The sequence below is a fragment of the Methylobacterium sp. WL120 genome, assembly GCF_008039465.1.
Lineage (GTDB): Bacteria > Pseudomonadota > Alphaproteobacteria > Rhizobiales > Beijerinckiaceae > Methylobacterium > Methylobacterium cerastii.
Genome location: NZ_VRUT01000038.1, coordinates 16,307 through 32,694, shown reverse-complemented (window position 1 = coordinate 32,694; position 16,388 = coordinate 16,307). Strand labels below are relative to the sequence as shown.

The 16,388-nt window shown below is 68.6% G+C and carries 12 protein-coding genes and 1 pseudogene; 1 reads left to right on the top strand and 12 read right to left on the bottom strand.

The annotated features are described in order from the left end of the window. A pseudogene (locus FV229_RS28010) lies at positions 1-127 on the top strand (transporter); the annotation flags it as partial. Positions 128-253: 126 nt separating this feature from the next. On the opposite strand, the gene FV229_RS27340 reads toward FV229_RS28010, so the two are convergent. The 12 genes from FV229_RS27340 to FV229_RS09750 all read right to left on the bottom strand — a co-directional run bounded on the left by FV229_RS27340 (position 254) and on the right by FV229_RS09750 (position 16,208). Then, complete coding sequence (locus FV229_RS27340) at positions 254-397, bottom strand: hypothetical protein (protein ID WP_187275110.1); 144 nt, start codon at positions 395-397, stop codon at positions 254-256. Positions 398-543: 146 nt separating this feature from the next. Beyond that, positions 544-4,062: a DNA polymerase III subunit alpha gene (gene dnaE / locus FV229_RS09790; RefSeq protein ID WP_147751778.1), complete on the bottom strand. Its 3,519-nt coding sequence runs from the start codon at positions 4,060-4,062 to the stop codon at positions 544-546. A 1,011-nt stretch (positions 4,063-5,073) separates the two neighbouring features. Then, positions 5,074-7,209 carry a peptidase domain-containing ABC transporter gene (locus FV229_RS09785; protein ID WP_147751777.1) on the bottom strand — a complete coding sequence of 712 codons (2,136 nt, stop codon included), beginning with the start codon at positions 7,207-7,209 and terminating at the stop codon, positions 5,074-5,076. After that, positions 7,206-8,537, bottom strand: coding sequence for an HlyD family efflux transporter periplasmic adaptor subunit (locus tag FV229_RS09780; RefSeq protein WP_187275109.1), 1,332 nt, complete (start codon positions 8,535-8,537; stop codon positions 7,206-7,208). Before FV229_RS09780 ends, FV229_RS09785 begins: the two co-directional genes overlap by 4 nt. Next, positions 8,524-9,465: a hypothetical protein gene (locus FV229_RS09775; RefSeq protein WP_147751775.1), complete on the bottom strand. Its 942-nt coding sequence runs from the start codon at positions 9,463-9,465 to the stop codon at positions 8,524-8,526. The genes FV229_RS09780 and FV229_RS09775 overlap by 14 nt, the downstream gene beginning before the upstream one ends. A gap of 315 nt (positions 9,466-9,780) precedes the next feature. Beyond that, positions 9,781-11,151, bottom strand: coding sequence for an aspartate aminotransferase family protein (locus tag FV229_RS09770; protein ID WP_147751774.1), 1,371 nt, complete (start codon positions 11,149-11,151; stop codon positions 9,781-9,783). 227 nt (positions 11,152-11,378) lie between these two features. After that, positions 11,379-11,507 (bottom strand): hypothetical protein, encoded by a 129-nt coding sequence (locus FV229_RS28405; RefSeq protein WP_281406708.1) that lies wholly within the window; start codon positions 11,505-11,507, stop codon positions 11,379-11,381. A 363-nt stretch (positions 11,508-11,870) separates the two neighbouring features. Then, positions 11,871-11,999 carry a hypothetical protein gene (locus FV229_RS28400; RefSeq protein ID WP_281406707.1) on the bottom strand — a complete coding sequence of 43 codons (129 nt, stop codon included), beginning with the start codon at positions 11,997-11,999 and terminating at the stop codon, positions 11,871-11,873. Positions 12,000-12,521: 522 nt separating this feature from the next. Next, on the bottom strand, positions 12,522-13,874 hold the full coding sequence (locus FV229_RS09765) for a TolC family protein (protein ID WP_147751773.1): 1,353 nt from the start codon (positions 13,872-13,874) through the stop codon (positions 12,522-12,524). A 221-nt stretch (positions 13,875-14,095) separates the two neighbouring features. Continuing rightward, positions 14,096-14,635 (bottom strand): MaoC family dehydratase, encoded by a 540-nt coding sequence (locus tag FV229_RS09760; RefSeq protein WP_147751772.1) that lies wholly within the window; start codon positions 14,633-14,635, stop codon positions 14,096-14,098. A 53-nt stretch (positions 14,636-14,688) separates the two neighbouring features. After that, positions 14,689-15,885, bottom strand: coding sequence for a beta-ketoacyl-[acyl-carrier-protein] synthase family protein (locus tag FV229_RS09755; RefSeq protein WP_147751771.1), 1,197 nt, complete (start codon positions 15,883-15,885; stop codon positions 14,689-14,691). Continuing rightward, a complete protein-coding gene (locus FV229_RS09750) occupies positions 15,882-16,208 on the bottom strand; it encodes a phosphopantetheine-binding protein (RefSeq protein ID WP_147751770.1) in 327 nt (108 codons plus the stop codon). Before FV229_RS09750 ends, FV229_RS09755 begins: the two co-directional genes overlap by 4 nt. Between the last annotated feature and the right edge of the window lie 180 nt (positions 16,209-16,388).

The following is a 16,388-nucleotide window of genomic DNA, read 5'->3' as shown; positions in this document are numbered from 1 at the left end:
CTACGCCACCTTCGACGGCCGCACCCGCGACAACTACTCCACCGACGGCTTCATCCGCCTGATCGCGCCGCTCTACTCGGTCGCAGCCCCGGCCCCCGCGCCGACCCCCCTCGTCCGCAAGTACTGACATCGACGTCGGCGCGGGCTTCGTTCGCGAAGCCCGCGCAGCAAAAAGGGCTCCTCCCATGCCGCCGCGGCGGATGGGAGGAGCCCTTTTTTCGTTCCGACCAACGTCGAGCGTCGCGGCGCCTCCTCAGACCCAGGTGCGCTTGAGCGCGATGGTGACGCGCCCGCCGCCATGCTCCGCATCCGGGTTGCGCAGCTCGCGCAAGCCCGGAGCCCGGCCCGTCGTCAGGTAGACGACCACCGTCAGCGCCAGCACCACCTTCGTCCGCATCGACCCTGTCCCGCTTGGTTAAGCGAGGCTGTGTAGGATCGCTTGGTTTTGACGAAGTTGCGCCAGCGCACCCCGGCCGGGTGTCCGGGCGATTCCCGTCGAACGTGGTTTGCAGATCGTGAACGCGACGCCAGTGGCGGCGCGGTTCAGTTCACCTCGACCTGCACCACGCCGGGCACCGCCCGCAGCATCCCGGCGATCTGCGGGGTGGCCTGGTACTTGTCGCGCAGCTTGATCTCGACCTCGCGCCCGCCGCCGTCGAGGAGCAGGATGAGCGAGACCTCGCCCTCCCCGCGCATGGCGAGGCGCTGCTGCACGGCGCCGATCGGACCCTCGTCGCGCAGGTAGATCCGCATGCCCTTCTGGTAACGGGCCACCGCCGCGTCGAGGGGTTCGGCGGCCAGGATCCGCGCGCGCACGTCCTCGCCTTCGAGGTTGGCCTGGAGCTGCAGCACCAGCGGCTGGCCCGGCTCCAGGATCTCGCGGTAATGCCCGAGGCCTTCGGAGAAGATGATCGCCTCGAAATGCCCGGTCTGGTCCGAGAGCGTGACGATGCCGAGCTTGTTCCCGGTCTTGGTGCGGCGCTCCGAGCGATCGAGCACCGAGGCGGCGACTTTGCCGACGCTCGACGTGCCGGCGCGGACCGAGCGGCAGAACTCCGCCCAGCTCTGCACCCGGAGCTTGCCCAGCAGGTCCTGATACTCGTCGAGGGGATGGCCCGAGACGAAGAAGCCGATCGCCTCGTATTCGCGCTTCAGTTTCTCGGCCATCGGCCAGCCCTCGTAGGCCGGGATGCGCAGGCTCACGTCGGTGGAGGTGACGCCGCCGAACATGTCACTGATGCCGGCGGTCTCCGCCTCGGCCGCGCCCTGGGCGAGCTTCATCATCGGCTCGACCGCGGCGCACGCCCGGGCGCGATCCGGCTCGATGCCGTCCATGGCCCCGGCCGCCACCAGGCTCTCCAGGGTGCGCTTGTTGACGTGGCGCGGGTTGAGCCGGCGGGCGAGGCAGGCGAGGTCCTCGAACGGCCGCTCGCCGCGCGCCTCGACGATCGACTTCACCGCCTCGCGGCCGACGCCCTTGATCGCGGCCAGCGCGTAGCGGATGCGGCCCTCATGCACCTCGAAGGTGACGCCGGACGTGTTGATCGAGGGCGGCTCGACGACGATCTTGAGGCGCTGCGCATCCTGCCGGAATTCGGCGAGCTTGTCGGTGTTGTCCATGTCGAGGTTCATCGCGGCGGCGAGGAACTCGACCGGATAGTTCGCCTTCAGGTAGGCGGTCTGGTAGGTCAGCAGGGCGTAGGCGGCCGCGTGGCTCTTGTTGAAGCCGTAATCGGCGAACTTCGCCAGCAGGTCGAAGATCTCGTTGGCCTTGGGCTTGGTCAGCCCGCCCTCGATGCAGCCCTTCACGAAGCGCTCGCGCTGGGCGTCCATCTCCGCGCGGATCTTCTTGCCCATGGCGCGCCGGAGCATGTCGGCCTCGCCGAGCGAGTAGCCGGCCAGGAGCTTGGCGATCTCCATCACCTGCTCTTGGTAGACGATGATGCCGAAGGTCTCCTTCAGCGCCGGCTCCAGCTTAGGGTGCGGATACCACGTCGCCTCGTTGCCGGCGTCGCGCCCGAGCTTGCGCTCGCAATAGACCGGGATGTTGGCCATCGGGCCCGGCCGATAGAGGGCGACCAGCGCGATGATGTCCTCGAAGCGGTCGGCCTGCATCTCGCAGAGCGCTTTTCGCATGCCGGCCGATTCCACCTGGAACACGCCGACCGTCTCGCCACGGCCCATCGGCGCGTAGGTCTTCTCGTCGTCCAGCGGCAGTGCCGCGAGGTCGACGATCACACCGCGCTGCGCCAACAGGTCGGTGCAGCACCGCAGCATGGTGAGCGTCTTGAGGCCCAAAAAGTCGAACTTCACCATCCCCGCGGCCTCGACCCACTTCATGTTGAACTGGGTCACGCGCATCCCGGTCTTCGGGTCGCGGTAGAGCGGCACCAGCTGCTCCAGGGGCCGGTCGCCGATGACGACGCCGGCCGCGTGGGTCGAGGCGTGGCGATGCAGGCCCTCGAGCTTCTTGGCGATCTCCATGAGCCGGGCGACGACCGGCTCCTCCTCCATCGCCTGCTGCAGCTTGGGCTCGCCCTCGATCGCCTGGACCAGCGTCACCGGGTTCGCCGGGTTCTGCGGCACGAGCTTGGTGAGCTTGTCGACCTGCCCGTAGGGCATCTCGAGCACGCGGCCGACGTCGCGCAGCACGCCGCGCGCCTGTAGCGTACCGAAGGTGATGATCTGCGCCACCTGCTCGTGGCCGTAGCGCTCCTGCACGTACTGGATCACGCGCTCGCGCCCCTCGACGCAGAAGTCGATGTCGAAGTCCGGCATCGAGACGCGCTCGGGGTTGAGGAAGCGCTCGAACAGCAGGCCGAACCGCAGCGGGTCGAGGTCGGTGATCAGGAGCGCGTAGGCGACGAGCGAGCCCGCGCCCGAGCCGCGGCCGGGGCCGACGGGGATGTCGTGGTCCTTGGCCCACTTGATGAAGTCGGACACGATCAGGAAGTAGCCGGGGAACTTCATCCCGACGATCACGTCGAGCTCGAACGCCAGGCGGTCGCGGTAGCTCTGCTCGGTGAAGCCCTCGCACGGCCCGTGCTGCCGCAGGCGCAGCTCGAGGCCGGCCTCGGCCTGGCGCCGCAGCTCGGTCGGCTCGTCGGCGGCGACCTCGGCCGGCACGCCAGGCGCGGCCTCGGCCAGCGCGTCCCGCATCGGGGCCGGCTCACCCGCCGCGACGCGGGAAAAGTTCGGCAGGATCGGCTTGCGGGTGCGGACGCGGACGGCGCAGCGCATCGCGATCTCGACGGTCGCCTGCAGGGCGTCCGGCAGGTCGGCGAAGAGCTCGGCCATCTCCGCGCGGGTCTTGAAGCCGTGCAGCCGGGTGAGCTTGCGGCGGCGGTCGTCGGAGACGACGCGGCCGTCGGCGATGGCGAGCAGGGCGTCGTGGGCGTCGTAATCGCCCGCCTTGCCGAAGAACGGCTCGTTGGCGGCGGCGATCGAGAGGCCGTCGCGGTCGGCCATGCGCAGCAGCTCGGCCTCGATCCGGCGCTCGTCGTCGAGGCCGTGGCGCTGCAACTCGACGTAGAGCCGGCTCTCGCCGAACGTCGCGCGCAGCGCCGCGAGGCGCGACTCGGCGAGGTCGAGGCGGTTGGCGCGCAAGGCCGCGTCGACCGGCCCGGTGAAGCCTCCGGTGAGCGCGATCAGCCCGTCCGACGCCTCGGCGAGCGCGGCGGCGGTCACGCAGGGCGCGTCGCCGAGGTTGGTGTCAAAGTAGGCGCGGCTCGCCAGCCGCAGCAGGTTGCCGTAGCCGACCTCGTCCTGGGCCAGCACCACGATGCTGCCGGGAGGCTTGGCGGCGCGTGCCATCGGGTCGATCGCCTCGAACGCCACCGAGAGCTGCATCCCGGCGATCGGCTGGATGCCGGCGCCGGCGGCCTTCTCGGAAAACTCCAGCGCGCCGAACAGGTTGTTGGTGTCGGTGAGCGCGAGCGCCGGCTGATGGTCGGCCAGCGCCGACTTCACGATGTCGCCGACCTTGAGGGCGCCTTCGAGCAGGGAATAGGACGAGTGGACGTGGAGGTGGACGAATCCGACCTCCTTGAGCTGGCGCGCCATGACGGTCCTTGTGCGGGTGCCCCAGGAATCCGTCCTTCGGCTGCAGGAGTCGATGGCTGGCGCGCTCCGATCTCCGATATCCACCGCCGATGTGGCGTTTGGGACGCGGACCTGCGACCGATTCTCCAGTGCACGGGCGCGCCGGCAACCTGTGCCGGTGAGCCGCCGTCAACGGATCGGCGCCAAGGCTACCGCCCACCCCGCCACCGCGACCGCGAGCAGCCCGAAGGCCATGAACTCCGCGACGCCGACCAGAACCATCCGCTTGAGCATGTCGGTCACTCCGTTTCGATGACCGTATTTTGTTCCTGTTTTGTTCTATGTAAAGCGTGCGCTCGCTCGACGTATCGACTTGGTTAGCGAAGCGTTACGAACGCATCCTTGGTCCGGAATCCCACCGATTCCACCCACCACCTTATCCTGAGGTGCGGACGCGAAGCGGAAGCCTCGAAGTAAAGCCTCAAGTCTGCGCACGATCCATCGAGGGCTCCTTCGTGGCACGCTGGCGCGGGCACCTCAGGATGAAGGCGCGGGTTGGACTGGCGGAGCGTTCCCCGCGGAGTCACCGCCCGCCGTGCGCGATCGACGCCGAAGAGGCTCTCGGGCCGGAGCGCTACACGTAGAGCAGGCAGGCAAGGAGGAAGAAGCCTTCGACCAGCAGCAGCGCGCAGATGATCGTGGTCGCCGCGGCGTCCTCGTCGATCGGGAAGCGTGCTGGCACCGGCTCCGACACGAGGGCACTCCGCATCCGGGGACCGCGACGGAGCGACGGGCCGGGGAGCCTCGCCGCGACCGGAACGGTATGCACCTTCGCCGGAAGGTCGGGGGACATTGACCCGGCGAAGGTGCAACCGGAGTGACAACGCAACTCCGGCCCGTCACGAATGCCACCGTTCGGTTGGGCAGACCTTTACGTACGTTAGGGATCTACAAAATTTTGCAATCGTAGATCGCCAAAGGTCTCGGATCGAAACTCTCGGATGCTTGGCTGTTTCGTCGATGGCCGTCGGATCAGGCGATCTTCAGGCTCTCCGACGTGTTCGACAGGTCCATCGGCTTCAGCACGCCGCCTTCGAGGCGGTAGGCGCGGTCGACGTAGGCGAGGACGCGGTCGCTGTGCGTCACGAAGATCTTGCCCCCGGGCAGCCGGCACAGGCTCTCGAGCAGGTCCTTCTCGGTGGCCGCATCGAGGTTGGCGGTGATCTCGTCGAACAGCATCAGGCGCGGCTGTCGGCAGATCGCGCGGGCGGCGAGCACGCGGCGGCGCTGGCCGGTCGAGAGCAGCGAGTTGTTGTTGGCGACGATGGTCGCGATGCCCTGCGGGAGCGCCTCCATCTCCGCGTCGAGGCCGACGATCGACAGCGCCTGACGGATGCGCTCCATCGGCATGTCCGGGTCGAACAGGCTGACGTTCTCGGCGACCGTCGCGGTGAACAGGCCGTCCTCCGCGAAGACGACGCCGAGGTTGGCGCGGTACTCCATCGCGCCGAACCGGCTGAGCGACTGCCCGTCGACGAGGACCGATCCGCTCGTCGGCTGCGCCACGCTGGCGATGACCTTGAGGAGCGAGGACTTGCCGGAGCCGGATTCGCCGACGATGGCGATGTGCTCGCCGGCCTCCACGTCGATCCGCAGGTTGGCCGCCCGCACCACCGGGCGTTCTTCGCTGCCGAAGGAGATCGCCACGTCCTGGATCTCGATGTCGCGGCGGATCGCCTTGCGGATCACCGTCGACTTCGCCGACGCCTCCGGCTCGTTCTGGATCACGTCCTCCAGGCGGCGGACGTGCGACTTGATCACGGTGAGATGCATGAGGTTGGTGGTCAGCGTGTCGACCATGGCGAAGAACGTGCCGCGCAGCGCGAAGAACGCGTAGAGCATGCCGATCGTCATCTGGTTGAGCAGCACGGCGGTGACGCCCGCGTAGAGCGTGGCGACGGTGCCGACGATGACGACCATGTGCACGGCGAGCTGGGTGTCGACCTGCAGGCGCCGGGAGATGAAGTCGCGCCCGGCATAGCGCGACAGCTTCTCGAACCAGCGCTGCTCGATCCGGCCGGCCACGTTGTGGGCCTTGACGATCTGGATGCGGTCGAGCCCGTCGAGCAGCGTCGAGACCTCGTCGGTCTTCGCCGTCAGCGCCTCCGTGGTGGCCTCGCGGGTGCGCCGCAGGAACAGCGTGCGCATGCCGATCGCCAGCGCCAGGGTCGCCAGCACCATCATGGTCATGCCGACCGAATAGTAGAACATCAGCGCGACCGAGATCACCGACACGCTGGTGTCGGCCAGCGACCGGACCATGCCGTCGGCGGCGAAGGCCTTGACCTGGTCGACCGAGTTCAGCCGGGTGACGAAGTCGCCGGGATGCCGGGCCTCGAAGTAGCGCAGCGGCAGGCGCAGGCCGTGGCCGACGACCGAGCGCGAGAACTGCAGCTGCATGCCGATCGAGGCGCGCAGGATCAGCATGTCGCGCAACCAGTTGCCGACCGCCTCGAAGATCAGCATCGCCCCGAGGCCGACGGCGATGATCGCCAGCAGGTCGAGGTCCGATTGCGGCAGGACGAAATCGAGGGAGACCTGCAGCAGGATCGGCGAGGCGAGCGCCAGCAGGCCCACCGCGATCGAGACCGAGAGCACCTTCCAGAACGTCGCCCGGAACCCGCCGGTCGCCGTGATGATGGACCAGAGGGAGAGCCCGTCCTTCGAGACGATCTTCTCCAGAGAGACGCGCGGCTGGAACTCGAGGGCGACGCCTGAGAAGTGCTTGTCGAAGTCGGCGCGGGAGAACACCCGCCGCCCGACCGCCGGATCGTGGATGACGTACTTGCCGCGGGAGATCCGGTCGAGCACCACGTAGTGGCGGCCCTCCCAGTGCAGGATCGCCGGAAGCTTGAGGCCGACGAGGTCGTCGGAGTTCTCGACGCCGAGCGCGCGCGCGTCGAAGCCGAAGGTGCCGGCGAGCCCGTAGAGCTCGGCGACGGTCATGCCGCCTTTGAAGATCTGGTGGACCGAGCGCATGTACGGCAAGTCGACGTTGTGGCCGTAGGCGTTGGCCACCATCGCCATGCAGGCGAGGCCGCATTCCTGCTGCTCGTTCTGCAGCAGGGTGCGCACCTTCGGCTTGTCGGAGACGAACGGCATGCTCATGTTCGTCCCCTCATCGCGAAGATTGGGTCGAGTACCCAGTCGATCAGGCGGCGGCGCTCGACCACCACGTCGGCGCTCAGCGTCGAGCCGACCAGGATCGGCCGCTCGGCGCCGTAGGCCTCGATCGTCCTGTCCTCGGGCTCGACTTCGATCAGGTACTTCGATTGCGGCGGCGGCCGCGGGCCGGCCTTGGCCAGCGACACGTCGAGCATCGCGCCCGGGTCGTCCTCCTTCGGGATGCTCATCGGCTGCCGGCCGATCGCCATGATCCGACCGTGCTTGATCCCGAAGGTCTTGTAGGGGAACGCGTCGTACTTCAGCACGACGCGCTGCCCGATCGCGAGCAGGCCCATGGTCTTCGAGGGCGCCTGCAGGCCGATGGTGAAGGTCGCGTCCGGGTCGCCGAGCGCGGCCAGCGTGTCGCCGACCCGCACGTCGGATCCCTCGCGGACGTTGAGGGCCGCGATGCGGCCGTCGATGCCGACGATCACGTCCGTGGAGATGGCGGAGCGCGCCCGCTCGATCCGCGATTCGAGCTCGGCCAGCGCCCGCCCGAGCTGGGCGCGCTCGTTGGCGTTGGCCATCTTGTTCTGCTGCACCGTGCGGCGGCGCTCGATCTGGCTCGAGGCGAGCTGCGACACCTGCAGGCGGACGTCGAGGAGCTGGCGGGTGTAGTCCTGCCGGATGCGCTCCTGCGCGATCACCACGTCGCGGGTCACGTCGCCGAGCTTGAGGTAGGCCTGCAGCTTGCGGATCGTGCCGTCCTGCGCGGTCATCGCGGCGTTGAGCACACCCTCCTGCCGCTGCAGGTTCTCGTTGATCTTTGCGACGTTGCTGCCCATCGCGGCGAGGTCGTTGGCGTCGTTGGCCATCGACGCCTCGAGCTCGGCGATCTGGCGGCGGATGGTCTGGCGCTGCTCGGTCAGCGACTGCAGCTCGGTCTCGGACAGGGGCTTGGCGCCGGCCGCGCTCTGCTGCGGCATGATCGTGAGGATGCGCTGGCCGACGACGACCTTGTCGCCCTGGGCGACCCAGACCTTGCTCACGGTGCCGTCGACGATGGCCGCGAGGCGCTGGCTGCCCTTCGAGCCGAGCACGATGCCGCGCATCGTCTCCTGCTTGGCGAAGGAGCCGAACCACATCGCCGCCATCAGGAACGCCGCCAGCACGACGAAGAACAGCACCAGGAGGTTCGAGGCGGTGTCGCGCCGGAACTCGATGGTCGAGGACAGCTCGTGCAGGCCGGTCACCTCGAACCGGCCCATCATGCCCGGAGGCTTGGGCCGCCGCCGCCCGAGCAGGCGCGAGAACAGATCAGGCACCGACATGGGCATCGACCTCCTGCGCCGCGCCGACGGCGGGCGGCGTCCGCATGCGGACGCGATCGGGATAGAATTCGTGGCTGCGGGTCCACATGTGCCACTGCTCCGGAGCGATGGAGACGAACCGCTCGATCTGGCGGCCGACGGCGCGGGCGATGGTGCGCCGCTCCTCCGCTGAGGTCTGCGACACCTCGAAGGGCTGGCCGAAGACGATGTCGTCCCGCGTCGGCAGCGAGTGCACGGTCATCGGCAGCACCACCGCCTTCAGCATGCGCGCCATCGCGTCGAGCCCGAGGGCGATCGCGGCGGGCTCGCCGAACAGCGTCGTGTCGGCGGGCGAGCCGTAGGTCTCGGGCAGGTCGAGCAGCGAGACGACCACGGCGCCCTTGCGGGCGAAGCGCATCGCGTCGACGAAGTCGGCCTCGTTGCGGGTGTTGAGGATGCGGAACTCGCTCGCGACCTCGCGCAAGCGGTCCATCGCGACGTTGTTCTCCTCGAGGTCGTCCCGCGCCCGGAGGACGAGCAGGCGGCGGCCGGCGAAGTACTTCCACACGACGTAGGTGATGCCGATCGGGAACACGCCCATGTGGATCGCGGCGAGGATCACGACGTCGCCGCTGGCGGCGATGCGCTCGACGAGGGCCGGGTCGCTGACGCGGGTGTTGCGCACATCGTGGGCGAGCTGGCGCTGGTTGCGCCGGATGCTGGCATGCCACTCCATGATCAGCAGCACGTCCTGGTAGTCGTGCTCGCGCGCGAGGTGGCGCGCCTCGCGCGTGCCGAGCTTCAGGTACCTGGCCACCACCGGCTCGAGGCCGAACCCGACCGACTTGCGGAAGGGCAGCGCCACCCGCCAGAGCGCCCGCAGCGCACGCCGCCGCCACGCCAGCGGAAGCCGGGCGAGGAGCTTGATGATCTGCAGCACAACGTCCATTTGCCGACGAGCACCTCGGTCTTCGATCCCTCCACGCGAGGGATCACTAGGGCGGGAGCGTTCGACCCGAGGATCGCGCGCCGACGGGCGGAGGCCGACACACGCACCGAGCGGGCATCGTCGATGATGACAACCCAACGTCGCTTCCGACCTGCAAACTATACAACCCGAGATTTTACGATCATCGCGTTGCGAATTGCCCGATCATCATTGACGATTATCGTTAAGATACCCTGAACCGCAGCCTGTCCGCGTCACACCTCTTGCCCGCCACGCCGCATCCAGCCTGCAAGTCTTTCCGTGAGCGGGACTGGACTACGACAACTCGGCGGCGACGTAGTCCATCACCTCGCGCAGGGTCGCGACGACGACGTCGATCTCGCTGCGACTGATCGTGAAGGCCGGCGAGATCAGGATCCGGTCGGCGGCGGCCCGGACGATGACGCCGCGCATGAAGCAGAAGTTGCGGATGATCATGCCGATATCCGCCGGCCGCGAGAATCGCTGGCGCTTTTCCTTGTCGAGCACGAGCTGCACGGCGCCGAGAAGCCCGGTCGTGGCCACCTCGCCGACCATGATGTGGTCGCCGAGGCTCCCGAGCGCGGCGGCGAAGTACGGGCCGATGTCGTCGTGCACGCGCTCGACCAGCCGCTCGTCCTCGATGATCTTGAGGTTGGCCAGGGCCGCCGCGGCGGCGACCGGGTGCCCGGAATAGGTGAAGCCGTGGTGGAACGCGCCGGTCTCCGCGACGAGCACGTCGGCGACGCGGTCCGACACCAGGACGCCGGCGATCGGCAGGTAGCCCGAGGACAGGCCCTTGGCGACAACGCAGAAATCCGGCTCCAGGCCGAAATGCTGGTAGCCGAACCACGAGCCCAGCCGCCCGAAGCCGGTGATGACCTCGTCGAGGGCGAGCAGCACGTCGTACTTCCGGCAGATGCGCTGGATCTCGGGCCAGTAGGTCTCCGGCGGCACGATGACGCCGCCCACGCCCTGGATCGGCTCCGCGACGAAGGCCGCGACGCGGTCGGGCCCGAGTTCGAGGATCTTGTCCTCCAGTTCGCGCGCGCGCAGCAACCCGAAGGCGGCCGGATCGAGGTCGCCGCCCTCGCCGTACCAGTAGGGCTGGCCGATGTGGACGATGCCGGGGATCGGCAGGTCGCCCTGCTCGTGCATGTGCTTCATGCCGCCGAGGCTCGCGCCCGCCACGGTGGAGCCGTGGTAGGCGTTGTGGCGCGAGATCACGATCTTCCGCTCGGGCCGGCCCCGCGTCGCCCAGTAGACCCGGGCCATCCGCAGCCAGGTGTCGTTGGCCTCGGAGCCGGAGCAGGTGAAGAACACCCGGTTGATGTCCGGCCCGGCATGCGAGCAGATCTTGGCCGCGAGCTGCGCCGTCGGCGTCGTCGTGGTGGCGAAGAAGGTGTTGTAGTACGGAAGCTCGTTCATCTGGGCGAAGACCGCGTCGGCGATCTCGCGACGGCCGTAGCCGACGTTCACGCACCAGAGGCCGGCGAAGGCGTCGAGGTAGCGCTTGCCCTCGGCGTCGTGGACGTAGACGCCCTCCCCCCGCGTCATGACGCGGATGCCGCCGGCGGCGAGCTCCTTCATGTCGGCGAAGGGGTGGAGGTGGTGGGCGAGATCGGTCGCGGCCACGATGGCGGCCGGCATCGGCGTGACGTCCAGCATGATCACCTCCGTTCGAGAGCTTGGCCCTCGGGTGTCTCACGAAATTCCTGCCGCCCCGTCGCAGGCGCGGACGAAAGCCGTCGGCGCCGATGCATTTCGTGCGGTTGGCTTAACGAGAGGGGCTGCGCCCGACGCGACGCGTCTCGGCACAGCCCCTCGGACGACGATGCGGTGCTGCAGTTGATCCCAGCCCGCCCGCATCGTCCGCCTTCACCGCGAGGTCGCGTTCAGCTGCACTTGCCGCCCTTGGACGGGCCGCAGGCCGGGGCCGGGGGCGGGGAGCCGCCCTTGTCCTGGCCGCAGGAGCCGCCGCCGCCGGCGATGCGCTTCACCTGGTCGAGCTTGAGTTCGGTCATGATGGTGTCCCCTTTTGTGCGGCGCCGCCCTCGGGCCGACGACCAATGGATGCAGCATCGCCAGCATCTTCGCAACAAAACAGAGTAATTAATCCTAATACACCCATCTTTCGAACATCGGCGAAGACGTCGACCGTAGAACCGTCGCTTGACGCTGTTGGCGGGCAGGTCACATCCATGCCGGGCCGGGCGTTCGTGCCTCGGGGCTGTCGCGACGGAAGACCGGTCGAGGTTACGGAGGGCCGAAACGCAAAAGGGCTGCGCCGGACGCGAAGCGTCCCGGCACAGCCCCTCGGGCCTCGATGCGGAGCGGACCTCATCCGCTCCACATCGTCCACGATCAACGCAATGATGGCGTCGCGTTTAGCTGCACTTGCCGCCCTTGGACGGGCCGCAGGCCGGGGCCGGGGGCGGGGAGCCGCCCTTGTCCTGGCCGCAGGAGCCGCCGCCGCCAGCGATCTGCTTGACCTGGTCGAGCTTGAGTTCGGTCATGTTCCTGTTCCCTTTTCTTCGCGGCGCCACCCTTGGGCCGACGAACAATGAATGCGCGATTGCCAGCATCTTCGCAACGAATGAGAGTTATTAATCCTAATGTGCCCGACTTTCTACGTAATCTTCTCGGAATTTACCAAAAAATTCCGCCTATCTCCCGGGCTATAGGCGCGAAGACTACGGAATTCGCATCGAACGTGGCCGAGCGGGTTGCCGGCGCGCGCGATTTCGGTCTTCGCCGCTGAAACGACGGCGCGGATGGCTCATGCGTGTCGTGCCCGAGACGCAACCTCTTCTCAAATTTCGGGATTCAAGCCGAGAGACCGCCGAATATAAGGGCTTTCAGCGCGGAGACGCTTGAGTCGAGTCGATTCGATTCGGCGATGGCGCGCAGTCTTGGTCCCGCCGATCGTCGCCCGATAGCGCGGCATGCACCGTCGAGGCTGTGAATCCGACGGTGGCCGCCTCACGGCGGCACCGGCCGCAGGACGAGATACCTGACGGCCGCGTGCTGTCCGGCTTCTACGCGCGCAGGCGGTTCATCACCGCGGCGAGGGCGTAGGTCGCGCGGTCGCGGGCGAATTCGAGGTTGATCTTGGCGACGCGGGCGTCGGCCAGCTCCGCGACGGTGTTGAGCACGTCGACCACGGTCATCGACCCGATCTGCAGCTCCATCTGACGGCCGCGCACGGCGAGGGAGATCTTGCGGACGCGCTGGTCGGCCTGGGCGACCTGCACGATGGTCGAGCGGCGCTGCTTGAACGCGCTCGTCGCCTGCGCGATCAGCGTGTTCTCGAGGTCCTGCGCGGCATAGGATTTCTGGCGGGCCGCCGCGTGCTGCAGGGCGACGTTACCGAATTCGCCGGGCTGGTAGATCGGGATGATGGTCTGCAGCATCGTCGAGGTTTCGAGCACCCGGTACGGCGTCAACGAGGCCGGCCCGCGCCGCCCGTGCGTCACCTCCAGGCTCACCTGTGGCAGGAACTGGGCGTAGGAGGCCCGAGCGAGGTAGTCCGCCGAGGTCGCGTCGAGGCGGGCCGCGATCAGCGTCGGGTTGGCGGCGACCAGGATGCTTTGCAGCTCGTCCAGTGACTGCGGCAACAGGCTGTTGGGGATCGACGGCAGCCCGCTCGGGTTGGCGGTCGGGCCGGCGAGCCGCGCCAGCTCGACCTCGGAGGTGACGAGGCCCGCCTTCGCCTGCTCGAGGTTGGTGGTGGCCGCGAGCACGCGCGAATCGGCCAGGGCGGCCTCGGCGTTGGTGGCGTCGTGCACCTCGCGCCGCAGGGCGACGCTGCGGGCCACCTTCGCCACGTCGGCGATGGCCGCCTCGCGCAGGCGGACGATCTCGCGGTCGCGCAGGACGGCGAGGTAGGCGCTCGCGGTGTCGAGGAGGATCTGTTGCGCCTTGGCGTCCTGCAGGCCGCGCCCGGCCTCGGTCGCGCTGCGGGCCGCTTCCAGCTCGTTGTAGCGCTTGAACCCGTCGAACAGCGGCAGGCTCAGTTGGAAGCCCGACGTGTTGGGCTGCCATCGCTGCAGGGTGTCGCTCCCGCCGATCAGCGGATCGGAGGCGAAATCGGGGGTGTACTTGATCTTGCTGTCGAGGCGGCGGGTGATCGAGTAGCCCATGGTCGGCAGGAAGGCCTCGTAGCCGCTGAGCAGCCGGGCTTCGAGGGCCGCCTGGCGCTCGTCGTCCGCCTTGCGGTCGAAGCTCGTCCGGAGCGCCCATTCCATGGTCTCGCCGATCGTCTCGGCCCTGGCCCCGGCCGCGCCGAGGGCGCCGGCGGCGAACAGCGTACACAGGAGCGTCCGTCCGATCCGCGCGACGGCGCCGTCCCGGGGGGCGCCCGCCTTTCCGCCTGTCGATCCGATCCGCATCCCGATAGTCCGACCGCTCTATAAGGTAAGAATGTCCTCCTGATCCATGCGTCGTCGTGGTTAAATTGCCGTGAAGGCCGGCAGCGGAATAGCGTGCAATACTCGGAACCGGCATTCCGAATGCCAGTATGTGTCCAGAAATGGGACAGAATGCTGCGCAGAGACCCTCCTGCAGGACGATGCCCGAGACAAACGCCGTTTGGCGCGCGTGCAGGCCGTGCTCAGGCGCGACCGGTCTCGTCGGCGAAGACCAGCATTAGCGTCAGGCTGGCGGTCAACGCCGTCCGCGCCTCCGCCTCGCCGGGCTGGATCGCCTCCATCGTCGCCCCGAGTCGGAGCGCCGCCCGGTGCCCCGGCAGCGCGCTGACGCCGTCGAGGGTGAAGACCGCGCGGACGCGGGAATCGACGCGCACGGGCGTCACGAAGCGCACCTTCTCGGCGCCGAGGTTCAGCACCGCCCGCACGCAGGGGTCGGCCGGCAGCACGTCGCCGAGGGCGCCGCCGAGCATCGACAGCGTCAGGTAGCCATGCGCCACGGTCCCGCCGAACGGGGTCTCGGCCGCGGCGCGGACGGGATCGACGTGGACGAACTGGTGGTCGTCGGTCGCCGCCGCGAAGCGATCGATCCGCGCCTGGTCCACCAGGGTCCAGGCGGACGCGCCGATCCGCGTGCCGACGCGGATGCGAAGCGTCGCCAGGAAGGTGTCGCGGGCGTCGGCGACCGGAGGGGCGGCGACGCGGTCCAGCAGGGTCTCGATCATCGGACGGGCCGTGGTTCTATGGGCAGGCAGGGGTGGTCATGGAGCGCCCCGCGTCAGGTCACCCGACGCAGAACGAGGCAGGCGTTCAGGCCGCCGAACGCGAAGGAGTTCGACATGGCCGCGCCGATCGGCATCGCCCGGGAGCGCAGCGGGATCGCGTCGATGTCGAGATCGGGGTCCGGCTCGGTTAGGCTCGCCGTCGGCGGCGCCTCCGAGCGGGTCATGGCGAGCACCGTCGCCACCGCTTCGAGCGCCCCGGCCGCGCCCAGGGCGTGCCCGGTCGTGCCCTTGGTCGAGGAGACCGGCGGCACCCGTCCCGCCCCGTAGACGGTCCGCATCGCCGCGACCTCGGTGAGGTCGTTAGCCCGCGTGCCGGTGCCGTGCGCGTTGACGTAGGCGATGTCGGCCGGCGACAGGCCGGCATCGGCCAAAGCGGCCCGCATCGCGCGCACCATGCCGTCGGCGGTCGGCGCCATGATGTCGCCGGCGTCGGCCCCCGAGCCGAAGCCCGCCACGGCTACCTGCGGCACGCGTCCCCGCGCCCGCGCATGCTCTTCGCGCTCCAGGATGACGACGCCCGCGCCCTCGCCGACGGTGAGGCCGTCGCGGTCCCGCGAGAACGGGCGGCATCCTGTTCGGCTCATGATCTTCATGCCGTTCCAGGCGAGCAGCGTGCCGGCGGAGAGCGGCGCCTCGGTGCCGCCGGTGATCGCCACGTCGACGACGCCGCTGCGCACGAGCTGGGCGGCGACGCCGATGGCATGGGTGGCCGAGGCGCAGGCGCTGGCCAGGACGAAGCACGGGCCCTGCGCGCCGTAGGCGATCGAGACCCAGCTCGCCGAGGAGCTTCCCATCGCGCGCACGACCGAGAACGGATGGGGGCGTTTCTTCTCGGCGAAGAGCCGCTCGTATTGCGTGTCGAGGCTGGTCAGGCCGCCGCCGCCGTTGCCGAGGATCACCGCGATGCGCTCGGGCGCCACCGAGCCGGGCGCGATGCCGGCGTCCGCGAGGGCGCGGCCGGCGGCGGCCACCGCCAGCACGGCGTTGCGGTCGCAGGCGCCCGGAACAGAGATCGGCAGGTCGGCGAACGCCGTCCCCTCGTCGATCGCCGCGACGACCAGGTTCGCATCCGGGAGCGCGCGGGCGACGGTGAAGTTCGGGCGGCCCGCGATCAGGTTCGCCCAGTAGGTCTCGAGGTCGAGCCCGCTCGGCGAGACGACGCCGAGCCCGGTGACGACGACGGCGCTCATGCTCTCCGGGCCTTGGCGGCGAGGGCCGAGCGGATCAGGCCGACCACGTCGCCGAAGGTGGTCTCGGCGGCGGGCTTGGCGTTGGCGTTGAAGTTCACCTCGACGCCGAACTGGTCCTCGATCTCGAAGATCACCTCGACGAGGTCCAGGGAGTCGATCTGCGCTTCCTCCATCGTCGTCGCGCTGTCCCAGCGGACGTCCTCGACCTTCAGGTACTTGCGGAAGATCTCGAACAGGCGGACCTCGACGTCGTCCGCGCCGGCCGCGGCGACGGCATCGATGGCGGCGGGATTGGTGGTGACGACTGCGGCGGAAGAGATCATGACGGCCCCCGTATTTGAAACACAGCATCTTTCTTCCTGATCTGGGTTTCGCGAGCAAGCAATTTGGCGAACCATAGGCAATTGGTCGGTTTCATAGTAAATTTCACCGATTGGTTTGCAGCATAGTGTTCGGGCTTCTAACATCCAATATTAAGATTGACGCCGTGTCTTCGGTCCGCC

Bases quoted from the DNA above. Each gene is read 5' to 3' on its own strand.
- FV229_RS28405 (WP_281406708.1), bottom strand. From the start codon at position 11,507: ATGACCGAACTCAAGCTCGACCAGGTGAAGCGCATCGCCGGCGGCGGC.
- FV229_RS27340 (WP_187275110.1), bottom strand. From the start codon at position 397: ATGCGGACGAAGGTGGTGCTGGCGCTGACGGTGGTCGTCTACCTGACG.
- FV229_RS09775 (WP_147751775.1), bottom strand. From the start codon at position 9,465: ATGGACGTTGTGCTGCAGATCATCAAGCTCCTCGCCCGGCTTCCGCTG.
- FV229_RS09785 (WP_147751777.1), bottom strand. From the start codon at position 7,209: ATGAGCATGCCGTTCGTCTCCGACAAGCCGAAGGTGCGCACCCTGCTG.
- FV229_RS09760 (WP_147751772.1), bottom strand. From the start codon at position 14,635: ATGATCGAGACCCTGCTGGACCGCGTCGCCGCCCCTCCGGTCGCCGAC.
- FV229_RS09755 (WP_147751771.1), bottom strand. From the start codon at position 15,885: ATGAGCGCCGTCGTCGTCACCGGGCTCGGCGTCGTCTCGCCGAGCGGG.
- FV229_RS09780 (WP_187275109.1), bottom strand. From the start codon at position 8,537: ATGTCGGTGCCTGATCTGTTCTCGCGCCTGCTCGGGCGGCGGCGGCCC.
- dnaE (WP_147751778.1), bottom strand. From the start codon at position 4,062: ATGGCGCGCCAGCTCAAGGAGGTCGGATTCGTCCACCTCCACGTCCAC.
- FV229_RS28400 (WP_281406707.1), bottom strand. From the start codon at position 11,999: ATGACCGAACTCAAGCTCGACCAGGTCAAGCAGATCGCTGGCGGCGGC.
- FV229_RS09750 (WP_147751770.1), bottom strand. From the start codon at position 16,208: ATGATCTCTTCCGCCGCAGTCGTCACCACCAATCCCGCCGCCATCGAT.
- FV229_RS09770 (WP_147751774.1), bottom strand. From the start codon at position 11,151: ATGCTGGACGTCACGCCGATGCCGGCCGCCATCGTGGCCGCGACCGAT.
- FV229_RS09765 (WP_147751773.1), bottom strand. From the start codon at position 13,874: ATGCGGATCGGATCGACAGGCGGAAAGGCGGGCGCCCCCCGGGACGGC.